The organism is Mesorhizobium sp. M1A.F.Ca.ET.072.01.1.1 (genome assembly GCF_004023325.1).
In the GTDB taxonomy this organism is placed as follows: Bacteria; Pseudomonadota; Alphaproteobacteria; order Rhizobiales; family Rhizobiaceae; genus Mesorhizobium.
The window spans coordinates 1-17869 of record NZ_RZSF01000116.1; the positions used below are offsets into that span (position 1 = coordinate 1).

At 63.2% G+C, this 17869-nt stretch carries 16 protein-coding genes and 2 pseudogenes; 10 read left to right on the forward strand and 8 right to left on the reverse strand.

The features are described from left to right. Positions 1–5 precede the first annotated feature (5 nt). Positions 6–824 (reverse strand): DMT family transporter, encoded by an 819-nt coding sequence (locus tag EOA32_RS17455; protein WP_128372413.1) that lies wholly within the window; start codon positions 822–824, stop codon positions 6–8. A 166-nt stretch (positions 825–990) separates the two neighbouring features. After that, positions 991–2439: an XRE family transcriptional regulator gene (locus tag EOA32_RS17460; protein ID WP_128372407.1), complete on the reverse strand. Its 1449-nt coding sequence runs from the start codon at positions 2437–2439 to the stop codon at positions 991–993. Between the two features lie 249 nt (positions 2440–2688). On the opposite strand from EOA32_RS17460, the gene aceA reads away from it, so the two are divergent. The 3 genes from aceA (at position 2689) to EOA32_RS17475 (ending at position 4951) form a co-directional block, all read left to right on the forward strand. Further along, a complete protein-coding gene (aceA, locus tag EOA32_RS17465) occupies positions 2689–3978 on the forward strand; it encodes an isocitrate lyase (protein WP_128372408.1) in 1290 nt (429 codons plus the stop codon). A 52-nt stretch (positions 3979–4030) separates the two neighbouring features. Further along, on the forward strand, positions 4031–4273 hold the full coding sequence (locus tag EOA32_RS17470; RefSeq protein WP_066989302.1) for a hypothetical protein: 243 nt from the start codon (positions 4031–4033) through the stop codon (positions 4271–4273). A 261-nt stretch (positions 4274–4534) separates the two neighbouring features. Then, positions 4535–4951: a response regulator gene (locus tag EOA32_RS17475; protein ID WP_170950362.1), complete on the forward strand. Its 417-nt coding sequence runs from the start codon at positions 4535–4537 to the stop codon at positions 4949–4951. A 13-nt stretch (positions 4952–4964) separates the two neighbouring features. Here EOA32_RS17475 and EOA32_RS17480 read toward each other — a convergent pair whose 3' ends face one another. Continuing rightward, positions 4965–5678, reverse strand: a complete 714-nt coding sequence (locus EOA32_RS17480) for an HAD family hydrolase (RefSeq protein WP_095781924.1) — start codon at positions 5676–5678, stop codon at positions 4965–4967. Positions 5679–5859: 181 nt separating this feature from the next. Between EOA32_RS17480 and EOA32_RS17485 the strand changes: the two genes are divergently transcribed. From EOA32_RS17485 to EOA32_RS17495, 3 genes and pseudogenes are all read left to right on the forward strand, one after another. Next, a complete protein-coding gene (locus EOA32_RS17485) occupies positions 5860–7293 on the forward strand; it encodes a glutamine synthetase family protein (protein WP_066989433.1) in 1434 nt (477 codons plus the stop codon). A gap of 132 nt (positions 7294–7425) precedes the next feature. After that, positions 7426–7625, forward strand: a pseudogene (locus EOA32_RS17490) (FAD-dependent oxidoreductase); the annotation flags it as partial. 261 nt (positions 7626–7886) lie between these two features. Continuing rightward, positions 7887–8789, forward strand: a complete 903-nt coding sequence (locus EOA32_RS17495; RefSeq protein WP_128372409.1) for an SH3 domain-containing protein — start codon at positions 7887–7889, stop codon at positions 8787–8789. Between the two features lie 41 nt (positions 8790–8830). Here the strand turns inward: EOA32_RS17495 and EOA32_RS17500 are convergent, their stop codons facing one another. After that, positions 8831–9577, reverse strand: coding sequence for an SDR family oxidoreductase (locus EOA32_RS17500; RefSeq protein ID WP_128372410.1), 747 nt, complete (start codon positions 9575–9577; stop codon positions 8831–8833). Positions 9578–9843: 266 nt separating this feature from the next. Here EOA32_RS17500 and zwf point away from each other — a divergent pair, with 266 nt between their 5' ends. From zwf to edd, 3 genes are all read left to right on the forward strand, one after another. Then, positions 9844–11313, forward strand: a complete 1470-nt coding sequence (zwf, locus tag EOA32_RS17505; protein ID WP_066989313.1) for a glucose-6-phosphate dehydrogenase — start codon at positions 9844–9846, stop codon at positions 11311–11313. Beyond that, a complete protein-coding gene (gene pgl, locus EOA32_RS17510) occupies positions 11295–12011 on the forward strand; it encodes a 6-phosphogluconolactonase (RefSeq protein WP_095832242.1) in 717 nt (238 codons plus the stop codon). Before zwf ends, pgl begins: the two co-directional genes overlap by 19 nt. Positions 12012–12075: 64 nt before the next feature. After that, positions 12076–13899, forward strand: coding sequence for a phosphogluconate dehydratase (gene edd / locus EOA32_RS17515; protein WP_095781927.1), 1824 nt, complete (start codon positions 12076–12078; stop codon positions 13897–13899). A 93-nt stretch (positions 13900–13992) separates the two neighbouring features. Here the strand turns inward: edd and EOA32_RS17520 are convergent, their stop codons facing one another. Then, positions 13993–14889 carry a LysR family transcriptional regulator gene (locus tag EOA32_RS17520; protein ID WP_095826913.1) on the reverse strand — a complete coding sequence of 299 codons (897 nt, stop codon included), beginning with the start codon at positions 14887–14889 and terminating at the stop codon, positions 13993–13995. A 107-nt stretch (positions 14890–14996) separates the two neighbouring features. Here EOA32_RS17520 and EOA32_RS17525 point away from each other — a divergent pair, with 107 nt between their 5' ends. Next, positions 14997–16001, forward strand: coding sequence for an NADP-dependent oxidoreductase (locus EOA32_RS17525; RefSeq protein ID WP_067327996.1), 1005 nt, complete (start codon positions 14997–14999; stop codon positions 15999–16001). A gap of 53 nt (positions 16002–16054) precedes the next feature. Here EOA32_RS17525 and EOA32_RS17530 read toward each other — a convergent pair. From EOA32_RS17530 to EOA32_RS17540, 3 genes and pseudogenes are all read right to left on the reverse strand, one after another. After that, positions 16055–16198 (reverse strand): annotated as a pseudogene (locus EOA32_RS17530) (transposase domain-containing protein); the annotation flags it as partial. Beyond that, a complete protein-coding gene (locus EOA32_RS17535; protein WP_128372411.1) occupies positions 16138–16416 on the reverse strand; it encodes a transposase in 279 nt (92 codons plus the stop codon). The pseudogene EOA32_RS17530 and the gene EOA32_RS17535, both read right to left, overlap by 61 nt. A gap of 92 nt (positions 16417–16508) precedes the next feature. Then, on the reverse strand, positions 16509–17869 hold a 1361-nt coding region (locus EOA32_RS17540), incomplete at its 5' end, for a hypothetical protein (RefSeq protein WP_189407198.1).

The window sequence follows — 17869 nt, forward strand, 5'->3', positions numbered from 1 at the left end:
GGCACCTAGGAATGGACGAGCCACACCCAGATCGGACCGAGGATCGGCTCGAAAGTGCCGAGCAGCGCCGCGACGGCCGCGGGCACCAGGCGGGCGCCCATGGCGAAAAAAGCAAGACCGACGCCGAGATTGATGACGCCGAAGGCGAAGAGAAAGCCCATGTCGCGCCCGGAGACGGTGAATTCCGTGGCTTGCGAGGCAGCAAAAGCACCGGCGAGCAATGCGCCGAGGCAAGTGGCCGGCACCATGCGCACATGGGCAAAGCGCCGGGTGATCACGGTCGCGAGCGACAACATCACCGCGATCAGCAGCGCCAGGCCATCGCCGATCGGCGAGACGGCGCCGCCAAGCGATTCCGAGACCATGACGGCCACGCCGGTGATGACGGCGGCAATGGCGACCCAGGTTCCTGGGGTCACGCGTTCGCGAAACAGCACCCAGGCGAGCATGGCCGCCAGAAGCGGGACACCGGCCTGCATCAACAAGATGTTGGCGACCGTCGTGTAGGCGAGCGCGACGATGAAGCTCGTGGAGGCGGTGGCGAAGCAGAGAGCGACGCCCAGCCCAGGCAGGCCCATGTCGCGGAACAATCTCCAGGTGCCGCGCCAGCCGTCGCGCCAGAGCATGAAGGCGACGAGGAAGCCCACCGCCCAGATCGAGCGCCAGAACACCACGGTCCAGCTGTCGCCGACATGGATGAAGCGAGCTATGGTGCCGCCAAAACTCCACATCAGCGCCGACAGGAAGACCAGCAGCATGCCGATCCGCTCCTCGCGCGGCGAGACGGCGGCCAAGGCAACGCGAGACGACGCGGTATCGGTCATAGGCGAGACTGTCAGCGATTTGCCGGCGGCACGATCCACCACGGACGACCACACCATATCCCATTCGCGTAGCGCAAATGCTGGAGCCAGGCGTGATCCAGCATCCGCTGAAATGTAGGACAAAGCCGGCTTGCGGGCCGCCGAACCGCTGCGGCTGGCGGGGGTGCTACCCCTGGAAATCGAAGGCGCTGAGACCCGTCACCATCTCGTCGAGGCCTAGCGGCCGGGTCACCGGCGGCTCGGCGCGCGCCAGGCAGCCGACGCGTTCGCAGAGCCTGCAGGCCGGGCCGACCGGCGTTGCATATGCCGTGCTCTGCGCGACCTTGGCGGCGGACGGTCCGGGCAGCGCCGCGCTGTAGACGATCTCGTCGCGAAACCCGATGTCGCAGCCCAGCAGAAGCGCCGTGCGCCGCGGCCGCTCGGAGAAGGCGCCTTGCGGCCCTTCGAGCGTGCGGGCGATGCAGAGGAACTCCGCGCCGTCCGGCATTTCCACAGCCTCGACCAGAATCCGGCCCGGCTGCGAAAAGGCTGCATGGACAGGAAGCTTCGGACAGGCGCCGCCGAAGCGGCTTTGCGGATAGCCAAGGCTGCCCGCCTTGCGGAAGCGGTTGCCGGCATTGTCGACCTCCAGCATGAAGAACGGTACGCCGGAGGCGCTCGGCCGCTGCAGCATGGTCAGGCGGTTTGCCGCCTGCTCGAAGGAGACGCCGAAGCGCGAACGCAAGACGTCGATGTCGTAGCGGGCCCGGACGGCCGCTGCATGAAAGGCGTGATAGGGCATCATCAGCGCGTGCGCCGCATAGCGGCCGAGCTCGAAACGGGCTAAGCGGCGCGCTTCGTCGGAGCCGAGCTTCAACGTCTGGATCTCGCCCGCCACCGCCACCGTCATGCGCATCAGGCTCGCCTCCATGGCGACCTCGCGCAGCTGATCGAAGGGGGAGAGCCGCTCCGACAGGAACAGGCGTTGCGAATGGCGATCGTAGCGCCTGCGCCAGTTCGGCATGGTGGCCACCGGCAGCACCTTGACCACGATGCCGTGCTCGCGCCTTAGCCACGCCTTCAGCGTGCCGAACAGGTCGTCGCCTGGATCGAGCAGCGAAATGAAGGCCTCGGCTTCCTCCTCCAGCGCGGCGAAATGGTTCGGCCTGCGCTCGAAAGTCTCGTGCACTTCGTCGACAGGCAGGCGCGTGCCGGACAATGCGGTCGCCCTGCCCTCCCGCGCCAGGAGTTCATTGAGATCCGACAGCCGATCGGCCTGCTCGCGATAGGCGCGAAACAATTTCACCATCGCGGCGGAAGCGTTCGGCGCGATCTCGGCGAGGTCGATCAGTTCCTGGTCGCCCGGCAGTTCGCCGGCCAGCAGCGGATCGCCGAACACTTCCTTCAGCGCCGCGATCGATCCTTTGGTCTCGCCCTGCAATTCGTGCGGGTCGATCTTGTAGACCGACGCCAGCTTGAGGATCAGCTGCACCGTCAGCGGCCGCTGGTTGCGCTCGATGAGATTGAGGTAGGACGGCGAGATGCCCAGGCCTTCGGCCATCGCCGTCTGGGTCAGGCCCTTGGCGTTGCGAAGCCGGCGGATGCGCGGCCCGGCGAAAATCTTCTGCTCGGCCAATCGGCTACCTTGACAAGAGTTTTACATAACGGCGCGCCGTCGCGGGCTCATCCAGCTTTTTACAATCATGACAGATTTACAGCCCCGACCTGTCAAACGCAACACCAGTTTTCCCGTATTTTAGCGGGCAAGCTCCGGTTTTTCTGGCGACTTTTGCGGCGCAATGTAAACAATGTAACACGTGAACGGCGCACAGATACGTCCCTCAAACGGGCCATCTAAACAAGCAAGACTGACCTGGAGCAATCGATGACTGATTTTTACAACCTCGTCCCGTCCGCGCCGGAAGGCCGTTTCGACGGCATCGAACGGCCCTACTCGGCGGAGGACGTGAAGCGGCTGCGCGGCTCGGTCCAAATTCGCCATACGCTTGCGGAGATGGGCGCGAGCAGGCTGTGGAAGCTGATCCACGAGGAAGATTTCGTCAATGCGCTCGGCGCCATGTCGGGCAACCAGGCCATGCAGCAGGTCAGGGCGGGCTTGAAGGCGATCTATCTGTCGGGCTGGCAGGTCGCGGCCGACGCCAACACCGCGTCGGCCATGTATCCGGACCAGTCGCTCTATCCGGCGAATGCGGCGCCGGAGCTGGTCGAGCGCATCAACCGCACGCTGCAGCGCGCCGACCAGATCGAGACATCCGAAGGCAAGGGTCTTTCGGTCGAGACCTGGTTCGCGCCCATCGTCGCCGACGCCGAAGCCGGCTTTGGCGGGCCGCTCAACGCGTTCGAGATCATGAAGGCTTTCATCGAGGCCGGTGCCGCTGGCGTCCACTATGAGGACCAGTTGGCGTCGGAGAAGAAGTGCGGCCATCTCGGCGGCAAGGTGCTGATCCCGACCGCAGCGCATATCCGCAACCTCAATGCGGCCCGGCTTGCAGCGGACGTGATGGGCACGCCGACGCTGGTGGTGGCGCGCACCGACGCGGAAGCCGCCAAGCTGCTCACCTCCGACATCGACGAGCGCGACCGGCCTTTCGTCGAGTATGACGCCGGCCGCACGGTCGAGGGCTTCTATCACGTCAGGAACGGCATCGAGCCCTGCATCGCGCGCGCCGTCGCCTACGCGCCGCATGCGGACCTGATCTGGTGCGAAACCTCGAAGCCGGATCTTCAGCAGGCAAGGAAGTTCGCTGAAGGGGTGCACAAGCACCACCCCGGCAAGCTGCTCGCCTATAATTGCTCGCCGTCGTTCAATTGGAAGAAGAACCTGGACGACGCGACCATCGCGAAATTCCAGAAGGAACTCGGCGCCATGGGCTACAAATTCCAGTTCATCACACTGGCCGGGTTCCACCAGCTGAACTTCGGCATGTTCGAACTGGCCCGCGGCTACAAGGAGCGCCAGATGGCGGCCTATTCGGAACTGCAGGAGGCGGAATTCGCGGCGGAGGTCCATGGCTATACCGCGACCAAGCATCAGCGCGAAGTCGGCACCGGCTATTTCGATGCCGTTTCGATGGCGATCTCCGGCGGCCAGTCTTCGACCACCGCCATGCATGAGTCGACCGAGCACGCCCAGTTCAGGCCGGCAGCCGAGTAATGACAACACCAGAGGAAACGCCCGAAGGGCACTTACGTCGAGGAGAACAGCAATGGCATCGATAAGCCGGGTCAAGGAACGGGCCGAAGAACAGTCGAGCGCGATGAGCGTCGATCAGCAGGCGACGATCCGCATGCTTGCCAACGACCTGCACAGGCTCAACCAGTCTGTGATGAAGGCGGTCGAAGCAGGTGTGTCCGTCGAGCTGGTGCGCTCGGCCAGGCACCATGGCGGAGACGGCAACTGGGGTGATCTTTTGATTCCAGTGATCGTCACCCATCAGAACCAGGGCTGACGTAGCGTCAACAGTCACTCGCGAGTGTCTCCCGTGCGCTATACGTGCCGGGAGACTTTCGTTTTTTCAGATTGCGGCCGGAGCGCCGGGGAGAACTTGCGCCGGATTTTAGCAATTCTTGCTATATTATCATTTTCCACTATTTTTGCTTGACACCGCTGGCGATCTCGCGCCAATTGCGCGCTTAAGGTTTCAACCCTGCATTGAGCCAGAGCTCCGCCAGACATGTGTCCCGCCAATCGTGACGACTCTGAAAAACCAATGAAACCGACGGACCGCGGCGCGGCGGGCCGGTTGCCGGCGGATTTCTCCAAGGTGCTGGTGGTTGGCAAATCGTCGATCAACCGGGTCGTCGTATCGAAAATCGTGGAAAAGTCCGGGCTGAAGCCGATTTCGGAGCCACCGGAGGCGGCCGAAAAAGCTTTGGCCGGCCTGGTTCCCGGCGCAATCATACTCGACGGCGGACCCGACGACAGGGATTGCGACAGGTTGCTGTCCGGCATCGACGCGCTGCGGCGCGCTTCCGGCAAGGCGCGGCCCGCCGTGATCCTGCTTTCAACCAGGAATGGCACGCCGGACAGCCTCGGCCTGTCGAGCGTGGTCGACGCCGTGGTCGCCAAGCCGATCACGCCCGAAAGGCTGCAACCAGTAATCGATCGCCTGGTCGGCCGCGGCTAGGCAGAGGCGACGCTCAGCCGGGCTTTGCTATTGCCTCGACCAGTGCCGGCAACTCGCCGAGATCTGCGATCTCGCGAAAACGCGGCGCCGCGACAGGCGCCTCGGCGTGTTCGATCGCCCAGGTCAATTCGTGCGGCACATGGATGCCCCAGCCACCGGCCTCGATGGCGGGAACAACGTCGGACTTGAGCGAGTTACCAACCATCATGCTGTTCTGCGGACCGTCGCCATGGCGGCTGAAGATGCGGGCATAGGTGGCTGCGCTCTTGTCGCTGACGATCTCGACGGCATCGAAGAGATCACCCATTCCCGACTGCGCGAGCTTGCGCTCTTGATCGAAGAGGTCGCCCTTGGTGATCAGCACCAGATGGTAGGAGCCCGCCAGCTTTTCGACCGTCTCGCGGGCATGCGGCAGCGGCTCGATCGGATGGCTGAGCATCTCGCGGCCGGCAGCCAGGATTTCGCCGATGACCGAACCGGGCACCTCGCCGTTTGTGATCGCGACGGCCGTCTCGATCATCGACAGCGTAAAGCCCTTAATGCCGAAGCCATAGAGGGCGAGGTTGCGCCTTTCCGCTTCGAGCAGCCGTGCCGCGATGTGCTCATGGTCGCCGTGCTCGGCCAGCAAGGCGGCAAAACGCTTCTCGGTCAGGCGGAAGAACTGCTCGTTCTGCCACAGCGTGTCGTCGGCATCGAAGCCGATGGTGGTCAAACGTGGAGCGGACATGTGCGACCCTTTGCTTACAGGCTCATTAGACCCTGTGGCGCTGCGCCGCCAGCAAGAAGACAGGCGCGCCGGTTCCTTTGGGCTGCGTCTCGGCTTGCCTGTGGCGACGCGGGCGCCTCCCCTTTCCTTCCGCTACGGCGCCCGTCTATACTTTGAAATCCGCAACACAATCTGGTGAATGATGCCGCCTGAAAAAAAGGAAGTCCGTCCGTCGAGCCGGGGGGGACGCGCCCGCACGCCTGCCTTCTTGAAAAACGAACGGGGTGTGAAGAATTGGAAGGAAGCCAGCGCCTGGCTGGAATGGCGGGGCATCGAGGACATCGAGTGCATCACGCCGGACCAGGCCGGCGTCGCCCGCGGCAAGATGATGCCGTCGAAGAAATTCACCTCCAACACATCGCTGGCGTTGCCTTCAGCCGTGTTCATGACGACGATATCCGGGGGCTATCCGGAAGACGGCAATGGCTTCCACTATCCGGAGGACGACGGCGACCTGAAGCTCTTGCCCGATCTCTCGACACTGACCGTCGTGCCCTGGGAGGAAGATCCGACCGCCGCGGTGATCTGCGACCTCGTCCACCAGGATGGCCGCTCCGTCGAATTCACGCCGCGCAACGTTCTGAAGCGCGTGCTGGCCGCCTATGACGACCGTGGGCTGAAGCCGGTGGTGGCGCCCGAGATCGAATTCTATCTGGTACGCAAGAACCCCGATCCGGACTACCCGCTGACGCCGCCCGTCGGGCGCTCAGGGCGGCCGATCGGCGGCGGCGCCGGCTATTCGATCGCGGGCGTCAACGAGTTCGACGAACTGATAGACGACATCTACCATTTCTCGGAGCGGCAAGGCCTGGAGATCGATACGCTGATCCACGAGGAGGGCGCCGGCCAGCTCGAGATCAACCTGCGTCACGGCAATCCGATCGAGCTTGCCGACCAGGTCTTCATGTTCAAGCGCACGATCCGCGAGGCGGCGCTGAAGCACGAAATCTACGCCACCTTCATGGCCAAGCCGATCCAGGGGCAACCTGGCTCGGCCATGCATATCCACCAGTCGGTGGTCGACAAGAAGACCGGCAAAAACATCTTCTCGGCCGAGGACGGCGCCGAGACGGATGCGTTCTTCCATTTCATCGGCGGCATGCAGAAACACGTGCCGAACGCGCTGGTGATGCTTGCGCCTTACGTCAATTCCTATCGGCGGCTCACGCAGGCAGCGTCGGCGCCGGTCAACAACAAGTGGGGTTACGACAACCGCACGACGGCTTTCCGCGTGCCGCGTTCCGATCCAGCGGCGCGGCGCGTCGAAAATCGGATTCCGTCCTCGGACGCCAATCCCTATCTGGCGCTTGCCGCCTCGCTTGCCTGCGGGTTGATCGGCATGAACAACAAGGTCCAGGCCGAGCCGCCGGTGCTGACGACCGCCAACGAGGACGAGATCGACCTGCCGCGCAGCTTGCTCGAGGCCGTGGACCTCTTCGAAGCCGACGAGGAGCTTGGCGCCATCGTCGGCAAATCCTTCGCAGCCACGTATGCGGCCATCAAGCGAGCCGAGTTCGAGACATTCATGGAAGTGATCAGCCCTTGGGAGCGGGAGTATCTGTTGCTGAATGTGTGAGCGGCCACTTCGAGTGAATGGGTGAATAGTGAATGGTGAGTAGTTTCATACTGGATGGGTGAACGCAGCCAGAGCGCTCTAGCAAAGCATTCACTATTCACCATTCACGATTTACCTGCGTTTCCGCATGCCTCGATGGGCGGGTATTCCGGCCACGGCGTCATGCTGTCCAACTTCTTCGGCAAGCTCTACGCCGAGACGGTCGCGGGCAATCGCGACCGCTGAAGCTGATCGAGTATCTGAAGATTCCCGCCTTCCCGGACAGCTGTTGTTTACGCGCACCGCTGCTGTTTCTGGCGCTCAACTGGTTCGCACTGCGCCGCAGGATCTGAAACCGGAACATGTGCAGAAGCTGTTAATTCGACAAGTCCGCTTCCCTAACGGCACGTTGCGGAATCCTTAACAAACGCGCAAAATTTCGCAAAAAGGCGCACTGATGCCATAATCGGCGGTAAAAGATGCCGGTTCTGGGCGATAAGACGGGGATTTGCGCGGGCCTGCCCGCTGGAAATTTCGGGACCGATGCCAATCAGCCGCGAACGGTTTGCGGCAAGATCGAAAGAACGTCGGCCCGGTTGTTGGAGGTGGTTTAGGTGAACGAGCCCTTCAGTTTCGGTGCGCCGGAACGACGGCACTTTGCCGTGCGGTTCGGCTATGACATGCGGCCCTCGTTCTGGCAGGGCCTGCAGTCGAACGCGCATCTGGTGATCGCGGCCGTCGGCACCGCGGCGCTGCTTGGCGTGGCGGCGGTGGCGCTTTGGCTGGCCTTGCCGGCCAATGAGCGGCAGGCGATCGCGAAAACGGAGCAGACCGTCCCCGCGATCGCGGTCAAGACGAAGAAAATCGCTCCGGCCGTATCGAGCGCTGTCAGTGTCGCCGCCGCGCCGCAAGCCGCGCGCAAGGCCGATGCGGTTTCGCCCATGACTGGATCCTGGGAAGCCGCCATCCCGGCACTGGCTTCCAACAATCCCCGCTGGAACGGCACGGTTGGTGAGCCTGCGCCCGCGGCGGATGCTCCGCCGGCCTCATCCGCTCAGGCCGCAGAGAAGCCGGCGACGCAGAACGACAAACCGGCCGTTGCCGCCTTCGCCGAATCCGCGTCCGGAAACGATGCTTCGGCCGCCCTGGCTGAGGTCGCGGCGCCTGCGCCGGCGGCTGCCCAAGCGGCAGACGCAAAAAAGCCTGACGACAAAATGGATGCGGCCCAGACCGCCGCCATCCCGGACGCGAAGCCCCTGGTTGCCGAGGCCCAGCCGACGGCACCCGACGATGCGGCCCAGGACGAGCCGAAGCCCGAAAACGCCGGCACTGGCACCAATGGACGCGTCCTGAGGGCTGTTACCATGCGTTCCGGCCCGAAGAACGGCGCCGCCGCGATCGTCACTGTGCCTGCCAAGTCAGCTGTGCAGGTGATGAGCTGCAAAAAATGGTGCGAGATCGTCTATAACGGCAAACGCGGCTGGATCTACAAGAGTTTCGTAAAGACCGGCGCCTGATCTGGACGCCGTTGGCGGCCTGCAGCCGCCGCGACGTCGGTTCAGATGCAGCGCCCGCCGTCGACCTCCAGCGCCACGCCGGTAATGAAGGCCGCCTCGTCCGAAGCCAGCCAGAGCGCCGCGTTGGCGATGTCGAGCGGCGTCGACAGCCGGCCAAGCGGGATAGAGGCGCGGAATCTTTCACGGATCTCCGGCGTGTCGGCGCCCATGAACTTTTCCAGCATGCCGGTCTCGCCGGCGACCGGGCAGAGGCAATTGACGCGAATGTTCTTCGGGGCGAGTTCGACCGCCATCGACTTGGTGGCGGTGATCGCCCATCCCTTGGAGGCGTTGTACCAGGTGAGGCCCGGCCGCGGCCTGATGCCGGCTGTCGAAGCCGTGGTCAGTATGACGCCGCCGCCCTGCCGTTCCATGATCGGCACCACGGCAAGCGCGGCATGATAGATCGCCTTCATGTTGACAGCGGTGATCAGGTCGAAGGTTTGCTCGTCGACGCCGAGCATGTCGCCGTTGCGATGGGTGTAGCCGGCATTATTGACCATGATGTCGACGCGGCCGAAGGCGCTTTTGGCGGCATAAACCATCTCGTCGAATTCGGAGCGTTGCGAGACGTCGGTCTGGGTCCAGATCGCGTTGTCGCCGATTTCCTTCGCCACGCGCGCTGCGCCCTTGGCATTGAGGTCGGCAACCACGACGCGCGCGCCTTCCTCGGCGAAGCGCTTCGCCATGCCCTCGCCGAAGCCTGACGCCGCGCCGGTGATGATGGCAACCTTGTTTTGCAGACGCATGGTTTTCCCCATCATTGAAGGGCCGGCGGTCGCCATTCTCCCTTAGCTTTCGTCACATTCAGGTTCTATGTTGCAGGCGCGAACGCTTCCGGAAAGCTGTTGCTTGCCGACAAGCCTCCCGGTGGCGCCCAGTGTCAAGGCCACATATGGGCCCAATCGATTGTCCAGCGATTGGTCCTAGATGCGACACCATGACACTGGACGATTTAAATCGATTAGAATATATCAGCCCCGCTACCGGCTAGCGGCATCAAACCGGACTGACCATGACCAGCCAGATCATCCCTGTCGAACCTTTCGACTTCATCATTTTCGGCGGGACCGGCGACCTGTCGGAGCGCAAGCTTCTGCCCTCGCTCTACCACCGCCAGCGCGGCCACCAATTTTCGGAGCCGACGCGCATCATCGGCACGTCGCGCGCGAAGATGAGCGATGCCGAGTTCCAGAGCTTCGCCAAGAAAGCGATATCGGACCATGTGAATCCGGCCGACATCGAGCCGAAGGAACTGGACACATTTCTTGCTCGGCTTTCCTATGTCTCGGCGGACGCCACCTCGGGCGTCGGCTTCGACAAGCTCAAGAAGGCGATCGGCGACAGCGACCGCATCCGCGCCTTCTACCTCGCGGTGGCGCCGGCGCTGTTCGGCGACATCTCGCATCAGCTCAAGGAACACAAGCTGATCACCCCGAACTCGCGCATCGTGCTGGAGAAGCCGATCGGCCGTGACCTCGCCTCGGCGCGGACGCTCAACGACGCCGTGGGTGACGATTTCCACGAAAGCCAGATCTTCCGCATCGATCACTATCTCGGCAAGGAAACGGTGCAGAACCTGATGGCGCTGCGCTTTGCCAACGCGCTTTATGAGCCGCTGTGGAACTCCGCCCATATCGATCATGTGCAGATCACCGTGGCCGAGACGGTGGGTCTCGAGGACCGCGTCACCTACTACGACAAAGCCGGCGCGCTACGCGACATGGTGCAGAACCACATCCTGCAGCTGCTTTGCCTGGTTGCCATGGAAACACCGTCCTCGATGGACGCGGACGCCGTGCGCGACGAGAAGCTGAAGGTGCTGCGGGCGCTGAAGCGCATCAACGGCAACGAGGCGCCGAAGCACACGGTGCGCGGCCAGTATCGCGCCGGCGCCTCCGCCGGCGGGCCGGTCAAGGGCTATGTCGAGGAGCTCGGCAAGGACAGCAACACCGAGACCTTCGTCGCCCTCAAAGCCGAGATCGGCAACTGGCGCTGGGCCGGCGTGCCTTTCTATCTCAGGACCGGCAAGCGGCTGGCGACCCGCGTTTCGGAAATCGTCATCGAATTCAAGCCGATCCCCTATTCCATCTTCGGCGATAGCGCCGGGCCGATCTTCGCCAACCAGCTGGTGATCAGGCTGCAGCCGGACGAAGGCGTCAAGCAGTACATCATGATCAAGGATCCGGGGCCGGGCGGGATGCGGCTACGCCAGATCTCGCTCGACATGAGCTTCGCGCAATCCTTCCACAGCCGCGCGCCGGACGCTTATGAGCGGCTGATCATGGATGTGGTGCGCGGCAACCAGACGCTGTTCATGCGTCGCGACGAGGTCGAGGCGGCCTGGAAGTGGATCGATCCGATCCAGAACGCCTGGGAAAGCGCTAGGCAGGAAGCGCAGGGCTATACGGCCGGCACCTGGGGTCCGTCGGCCTCCATCGCGCTCATCGAACGTGACGGACGGACATGGCACGAGAGCAATTGAGCGGGGCCGCTTACGCCTGGAACGGCTTTGCCGACCGCCAGCAGCTGGCGGCGGCCCTTGCCGGCCACGTCGCCGCCCGCCTGACCAAGGCGATCACCGACCGCGGCACCGCATTGCTCGCCGTATCCGGCGGCACGACGCCGGCAAAATTCTTCGCCGCGCTCTCTTTAATCCCGATCGCCTGGGACAAGGTCACCGTGACGCTGGTCGACGAACGTTTCGTGCCGCCCTCCTCGCCGCGCTCGAATGCCGGGCTGGTAGCGGCCAACCTGCTCCAGAACAAGGCAGCGGCAGCGCGCTTCGTGCCGCTCTACCATGAGGCGGCGAGCATCGAGGACGCAGCGGCGTCAGATAGCGAGGCCCTGCAATCATTGCCCTGGCCGCTGGATGTGGTGGTGCTTGGCATGGGTGCCGACGGACACACGGCCTCCTTCTTTCCCGATGCCGGCAATCTCGCCGAGCTCATCGACCCATCCTCACCGCGCATCGTGCTGGCCGTGCATGCGCAAAGCGCCGGCGAGCCGCGGCTGACACTGTCGATGGCGCGGATCGTTGCCGCCGGTTTCATCGCGCTCCACATCGAGGGAGAGGATAAGCGCATCGCCTTCGACGGCGCGATGGGAGCGGGCATGAAAAAGCCCGTCCGCAACGTGCTCGAGGCGGCGCCGATACCGGTAGAGGTGTTCTGGGCACCCTGATTTCACCAAAGGAACAGCCCCGGAGGCTGTGGGAGGACGTTTCCGGGGCCCGAAAGGACCAGCCATGACAGCCAGACGCGACATCGAAGCCATCACGGAACGCATCCGCCAACGTTCGAAAGCCGACCGCGAAGCCTATCTCGGCCGCATCGCGGAGGCGTCGGGACGCGCCGCCAACCGCGCGGTGCTCTCCTGCGGCAACCTCGCCCACGGCTTTGCCGTCTGCAGCCCATCGGAGAAGGTGGCACTCGGCGGCGATCGCGTGCCCAACCTCGGCATCATCACCTCCTACAACGACATGCTGTCGGCGCATCAGCCGTTCGAGACCTTCCCGGCGCTTATCAAGGACGCGGCACGCGAAGCAGGCGGCATCGCCCAGGTCGCCGGCGGCGTGCCGGCGATGTGCGACGGCGTGACGCAAGGCCAGCCAGGCATGGAACTGTCGCTGTTCTCGCGCGACGTGATCGCCATGGCAGCGGCGATCGGCCTTTCGCACAACATGTTCGACGCCGCCGTCTTCCTCGGCGTCTGCGACAAGATCGTGCCAGGGCTGGTGATCGCGGCGCTCACCTTCGGGCACCTGCCGGCTGTCTTCATCCCCGCCGGGCCGATGACGTCGGGCCTGCCGAACGACGAGAAGGCCAAGGTCCGGCAGCTCTATGCCGAGGGCAAGGCGGGCCGCGCCGAGCTGCTCGAGGCGGAGTCCAAATCCTATCACGGGCCGGGCACCTGCACCTTCTACGGCACCGCCAATTCCAACCAGATGCTGATGGAGATCATGGGCCTGCACACGCCCGGCGCCTCCTTCGTCAACCCGGGTACGCCGCTGCGCGACGCGCTGACCAGGGAGGCGGCGAAGCGCGCGCTGGCGATCACCACGCTCGGCAATGCCTATACGCCGGTCGGGCGCATGATCGACGAGCGCTCGATCGTCAACGGCGTGGTCGGCCTGCACGCGACCGGCGGCTCGACCAACCACACCATCCACCTCATCGCCATGGCCGCGGCAGCCGGAATTTCGCTTACCTGGCAGGACATCTCCGACCTGTCGGAGGCCGTGCCGCTGCTCGCCCGCGTCTACCCGAACGGACTCGCCGACGTGAACCATTTCCACGCCGCCGGCGGGCTCGGCTTCCTGATCCGCGAGTTGCTCGACGAAGGCTTGCTGCACGAGGACGTGCAGACGGTCTGGGGCGAAGGCCTGCGGCCCTATGCTGTCGAGGCAAAGCTCGGCGCCGACGGCAGCGTCGTGCGTGAAGCAGCGCCGCTCGAGAGCGGCGATGAGAAGGTGCTGGCGCCGTTCAAGAAGGCGTTCCAGCCGACCGGCGGACTGAAGGTGCTTGCCGGCAACCTCGGCCATGCCGTGATCAAGACCTCTGCGGTCAAGCCCGAACGGCGCGTCATCGAGGCGCCGGCCAAGGTGTTCGACAGCCAGCAGGGGCTGAACGAAGCTTTCAAGTCGGGCACGCTGACCGGCGACTTCGTCGCCGTGATCCGCTTCCAGGGGCCGAAGGCCAACGGCATGCCGGAACTGCACAAGCTGACCACCGTGCTCGGCGTGCTGCAGGATCGCGGCCAACGCGTCGCGCTGGTGACCGACGGGCGCATGTCGGGTGCTTCCGGCAAGGTGCCGGCGGCGATCCATGTGACGCCGGAAGCGGTCGAGGACGGGCCGATCGCCAGGATCCATGACGGCGACATCATTCGCCTCGACGCCGATGCAGGCACGCTGGAGGTGCTGGTGCCGGGAACGGAGTTCGCGCTGCGCCGCACGGCGGATGCCGACCTGATCGGCAACGAGTTCGGCTTCGGCCGCGAGCTGTTCGCCGGCTTTCGCCAACTGGTTGGCCGCGCCGACCACGGCGCCGCCGCCTTCGCAAATGCCTAACGTCAATCTGCTAAAAAAAGAGCGGCTCGGAGCCGCCGCTCGGAGCCGCCCTTTGTCGTAAGCGGTGTGCCATCGGCACCTAGACAAGAGGTCTCACGAGGTATTCTTGCCACTGAAGACCTCCGCCAAATAGTCAATAAACACCCTGACTTTACGTGGGGTGTGACGTCGCTGAGCGTAGAAGGCGAAGATCGGTTGCTCCATGGGTTCATGATCCGGCAGCAGCCGCACGAGGCGGTTCTCCGCTATATCCTGGGCGACCATGAAATCGCCCAAGAGGGAGTACCCCCCTCCCGCTAGGCAGGCGTTTCTCACCGCTCGCGCTGAGTTCATTGTCAGTTGCTGCGGCACTTCGAAGTCAATGACCTTTCCTTGATGCGAAAACTTATGAACGCGCCCCCATTCCCCGCTGACCTGAGTAACGGATGGGCGAGCCCTGATCTCGTCCAAGGTCCTGGGTGTCCCATATTGCTGGCAAAACTGGGGTGTCGCGACGAACACGATCCTCTGCGTGAAAATCCTCTGCGCAATCAGGGATGAATCGTTCAACGGTCCTACCCGGATGGCGACATCGAAGTGCTCGCCAATAAGATCAACCAAACGATTGCCAAGGTCGATTGAGACATCGAGCTGCGGGAACCGTCGCACGAACTCAGGAACCACTGGTGCCAGGCACTCATTACCAAAGGCCGTTACGCAGGAGACGTGGAGTTGGCCGCGAGGAGTTTCGTGGCGTTCGCGTACTGCGCTCCGCATCTGATCAAGCTCCTCCAGGAGGCCGGTGCTCTTTTGCACGAACTCCATCCCGGCATCCGTCAGATTGATCTGCCTGGTGGTGCGGTTAAAGAGACGTACGCCGAGATCGGTCTCCAAGTCCGCCACAATGCGGCTTACCGAGGCAGCGGAAAGGCGCAAATCCCGGCTCGCAGAAGAGAAGCTGTTATGCCTGGCGACTGCCACGGCCACCTTCATGGCCTCGATCATATCCATCCGCCATTCTTCCGAAATTCAAAATAATGTCTCTCACCGTGCGCTCTTTAACACGGAAGCCGAAATCATGCATCAATGGGGCGAACGCTCAAATTGAGGAGATGGACATGTCCAAAAATCCTAGCTGGATACTTCGCAGCTACCCTTCCGCAATGCCCTCCGTCGAGAACTGGAGCCTGGAGGAGCGTTCAATTCCCGAGGCTGCGGATGGTGAGCTGCTGGTGAAAACTCTGTGGCTCTCCGTCGATCCCTATATGCGCGGTCGGATCAGCCCCGCGAAGAATTATGCTGCTGGTTTTAGAATTGGCGATCTAATGTGTGGCGGCGGAATTGGCGAGGTAATTACGTCTGAGTCTCCAGACTTCAAGCCAGGCGACCTCGTGATGAGCGACCATTTTGGTTGGCAGCCGTTCAGCGTGATCCCGGCCGCGTCAGCCAAGCCCGTGACGACAACCGACGCTCCGATCCAGTCCGCGCTGAGCTATCTCGGCATGCCCGGTCTCACCGCCTACCTTGCCCTCCTCAAAACCGCAACTCCGAAGGTGGGGGAAACGGTGTTGATCTCTGCCGCTTCAGGAGCTGTGGGGCAGATTGCAGGACAGATCGCGCGGATCAAAGGGTTCGACCCAGTCGCTGTTGCGGGCTCGGATGAGAAGCTGGAATGGTGCAGGGAGCTTGGATATCGGACTGGCGTCAATCATCGACGCTCCGCTGATCTCGTGGCAGATGTCGCCACCGCATGCCCTAGCGGCGTCGATGTCTTTATCGACAACACCGCCGGGCCGATTCACGATGCAGCCATGTTAAACCTCAACATCTTTGGCAGAGTGGTGGTTGTCGGCACTATTGCCTTGGCCAACCGGTTTGACCAACCAGATATCGGTGTCAGGCATCTCAGAAGGACACTAATCACCCGTGCGCGGATAGAAGGGTTCTTGCTCGACGACCACGAAGGAGAATACGAGACCGCGATTGCCGATCTGCTGTCATGGTACAAACAGGGACTGCTTCAGACACGGGAAGATGTTGCGGAAGGGATCGAGACGGTGCCCCACGCTTTCGTTCGGATGTTGAAGGGAGAGAACTTCGGCAAGCAACTGGTCAAGCTATGATGCTCTAACGAGGGTTTGTCCGCTTCGGCCAGACTGCTATTTTTGTGCACGCGTTACTCAAGCGGATCGTTCCAAGGCAGCAGCTCATCGATCCGCCTCCGCTTGTGGCCGTTGACGACGGCGGCAAGCGTGGTGGTCAAGTAGACCTGCGGATCAACAGCATTGAGTTCGCAGATCTCCTCTGGCGCAGGCAAACTAGGTTGCCCTGCCGGGCCAGCGTTCGCCAGGACGACAGATGGTTGGCCTCCAGCCCGTGGCGCTCCGCTACTTCGTTCACGGTCACGCCCGGACGCAAGCCCTCCGAAACGATCTGTGCCTTGACCTCATCCGGCCATTGGCGATGCGCCTCACGTCGGCCCCGCCGTGTCGTGAGAACCTCCAATGTCGTGTCCTGGTGAAACTGCTTCTCGCTCATCCATGGAACCTTGATCACAGATCAGGCGTCAGCGGACAACGTTGGGGCAAAACAGCGGTTACCCTTTTTCGTTCGTTTGCGGACGGCGATGCCTACTGAACGGTGATCTCGCTCCGCTCACCGGCCTTGATCGTCACCGGCATTTCCTTGTCCTGGCCCTGATCGGACATGTGCCGCACGACGACATAGTCGCCGGCGGGGATCGTCTGTTGCCAGCTGTCGCCATAGGTCAGGCCGAGCGACTTGCGCTTGCCCTCAATATCCTTCTTTGACGAGAACACCTCGATCGAATAGGCGCCCGGCGCCGACATTGCCAGCACGCCGGCGCCGAGAGCCACCTTCACATCCTGGTTGTCGCCGGCGTTGATGCTGAAGGGCTGTTCGACAACGGCGAGATCGAGCGTGGTTAGCGCGACATAGTCGTCCGGCGGCAGCCAGAACTTGCTGTCCGGACCGTAGGAGTGCTCCACGCTTTCACGCGAACCGTCGATCTTCTTCTTAGCCTTGACGATCTCGAAGCCGATGCCGGAATTGTCGGCTTTGTCGCCGCCGGCGGTGTAGTAGGCGTTGAGCACGGCATGGCCGACGCCGACCACGATATCCTTCTCGACCGTCTGTCCGGCGGCAAGCTGGATGGTTTCGGTCACCGTGCCGGCGCCGATCTGCACCGTCACCTTCTGCTCGCCGGCGGGCACGGTGGCCTTCGCGTCGCCATAGTGGGTCGTGCTGCCGCCCGGATAGGCGAAGTCGACACGCGCCTCGCCGCTGATCTCCGAGCCCTGGCTCGCATGCGGGTGGATAACCAAGGTTCCGGCGTTCAGCGTGAACAACGGGCTGTAGGTCTGGCCGGCTTCGATCTTGATCTTCTGCTCGCTCCTTGCCTCGTCGGCGCGACCGACGACAATGTAATCGCCCGGCTCGAGATTGATCTTGAGCTCGCCATACTCGGTCATGACCTGATCGCCGCGCGAGCCGTCGGACTTGGCCTTGTAGATCTCCCAGGCATTGCCGTCGGTGATGGCATCGCCGCCTTCAGCCATGACGACAGCCGGCGTGAAGTTGAATTCAGGCTTGGCGGGTTCGGGTGCAGGCGCCGGCGCCGGGGCCGGAGCAGGCTCTGGCGCAGGCGCCGGCGCCGGCGCCGCGACGGTCTCGACCAGCGCTTGCTGCAATGCCTTCTCGTCGGAGGCCTGGATGTATTTTCCGCCGGTGTTCTCGGCGAGGCAGGCGATCTGCCTGCCTTCGTCGGCGGTCAGGCCGAAGCCGACCACGTCGGCGGTGAAGTCGACGCCGGTCTCCTTCAGCTCCTTGCCGAGCGCGCACGGATCGCCACCGCAGGTCTCAAGACCGTCGGTGATGAGAACGACCGTGGCCTTGTCCTCGGTGTATTTCAGCGCTTCGGCGGCCTGCTTGACGGCCGCCGTCAGCGGCGTCTTGCCGAGGAATTTCATGC

Coding starts and splice junctions, on each gene's coding strand:
- aceA (WP_128372408.1), top strand. CDS start 2,689: ATGACTGATTTTTACAACCTCGTCCCGTCCGCGCCGGAAGGCCGTTTC.
- EOA32_RS17500 (WP_128372410.1), bottom strand. CDS start 9,577: ATGCGTCTGCAAAACAAGGTTGCCATCATCACCGGCGCGGCGTCAGGC.
- EOA32_RS17535 (WP_128372411.1), bottom strand. CDS start 16,416: ATGAGCGAGAAGCAGTTTCACCAGGACACGACATTGGAGGTTCTCACG.
- pgl (WP_095832242.1), top strand. CDS start 11,295: ATGGCACGAGAGCAATTGAGCGGGGCCGCTTACGCCTGGAACGGCTTT.
- EOA32_RS17520 (WP_095826913.1), bottom strand. CDS start 14,889: ATGGATATGATCGAGGCCATGAAGGTGGCCGTGGCAGTCGCCAGGCAT.
- EOA32_RS17455 (WP_128372413.1), bottom strand. CDS start 824: ATGACCGATACCGCGTCGTCTCGCGTTGCCTTGGCCGCCGTCTCGCCG.
- EOA32_RS17525 (WP_067327996.1), top strand. CDS start 14,997: ATGTCCAAAAATCCTAGCTGGATACTTCGCAGCTACCCTTCCGCAATG.
- zwf (WP_066989313.1), top strand. CDS start 9,844: ATGACCAGCCAGATCATCCCTGTCGAACCTTTCGACTTCATCATTTTC.
- EOA32_RS17470 (WP_066989302.1), top strand. CDS start 4,031: ATGGCATCGATAAGCCGGGTCAAGGAACGGGCCGAAGAACAGTCGAGC.
- EOA32_RS17475 (WP_170950362.1), top strand. CDS start 4,535: ATGAAACCGACGGACCGCGGCGCGGCGGGCCGGTTGCCGGCGGATTTC.
- edd (WP_095781927.1), top strand. CDS start 12,076: ATGACAGCCAGACGCGACATCGAAGCCATCACGGAACGCATCCGCCAA.
- EOA32_RS17480 (WP_095781924.1), bottom strand. CDS start 5,678: ATGTCCGCTCCACGTTTGACCACCATCGGCTTCGATGCCGACGACACG.
- EOA32_RS17485 (WP_066989433.1), top strand. CDS start 5,860: ATGCCGCCTGAAAAAAAGGAAGTCCGTCCGTCGAGCCGGGGGGGACGC.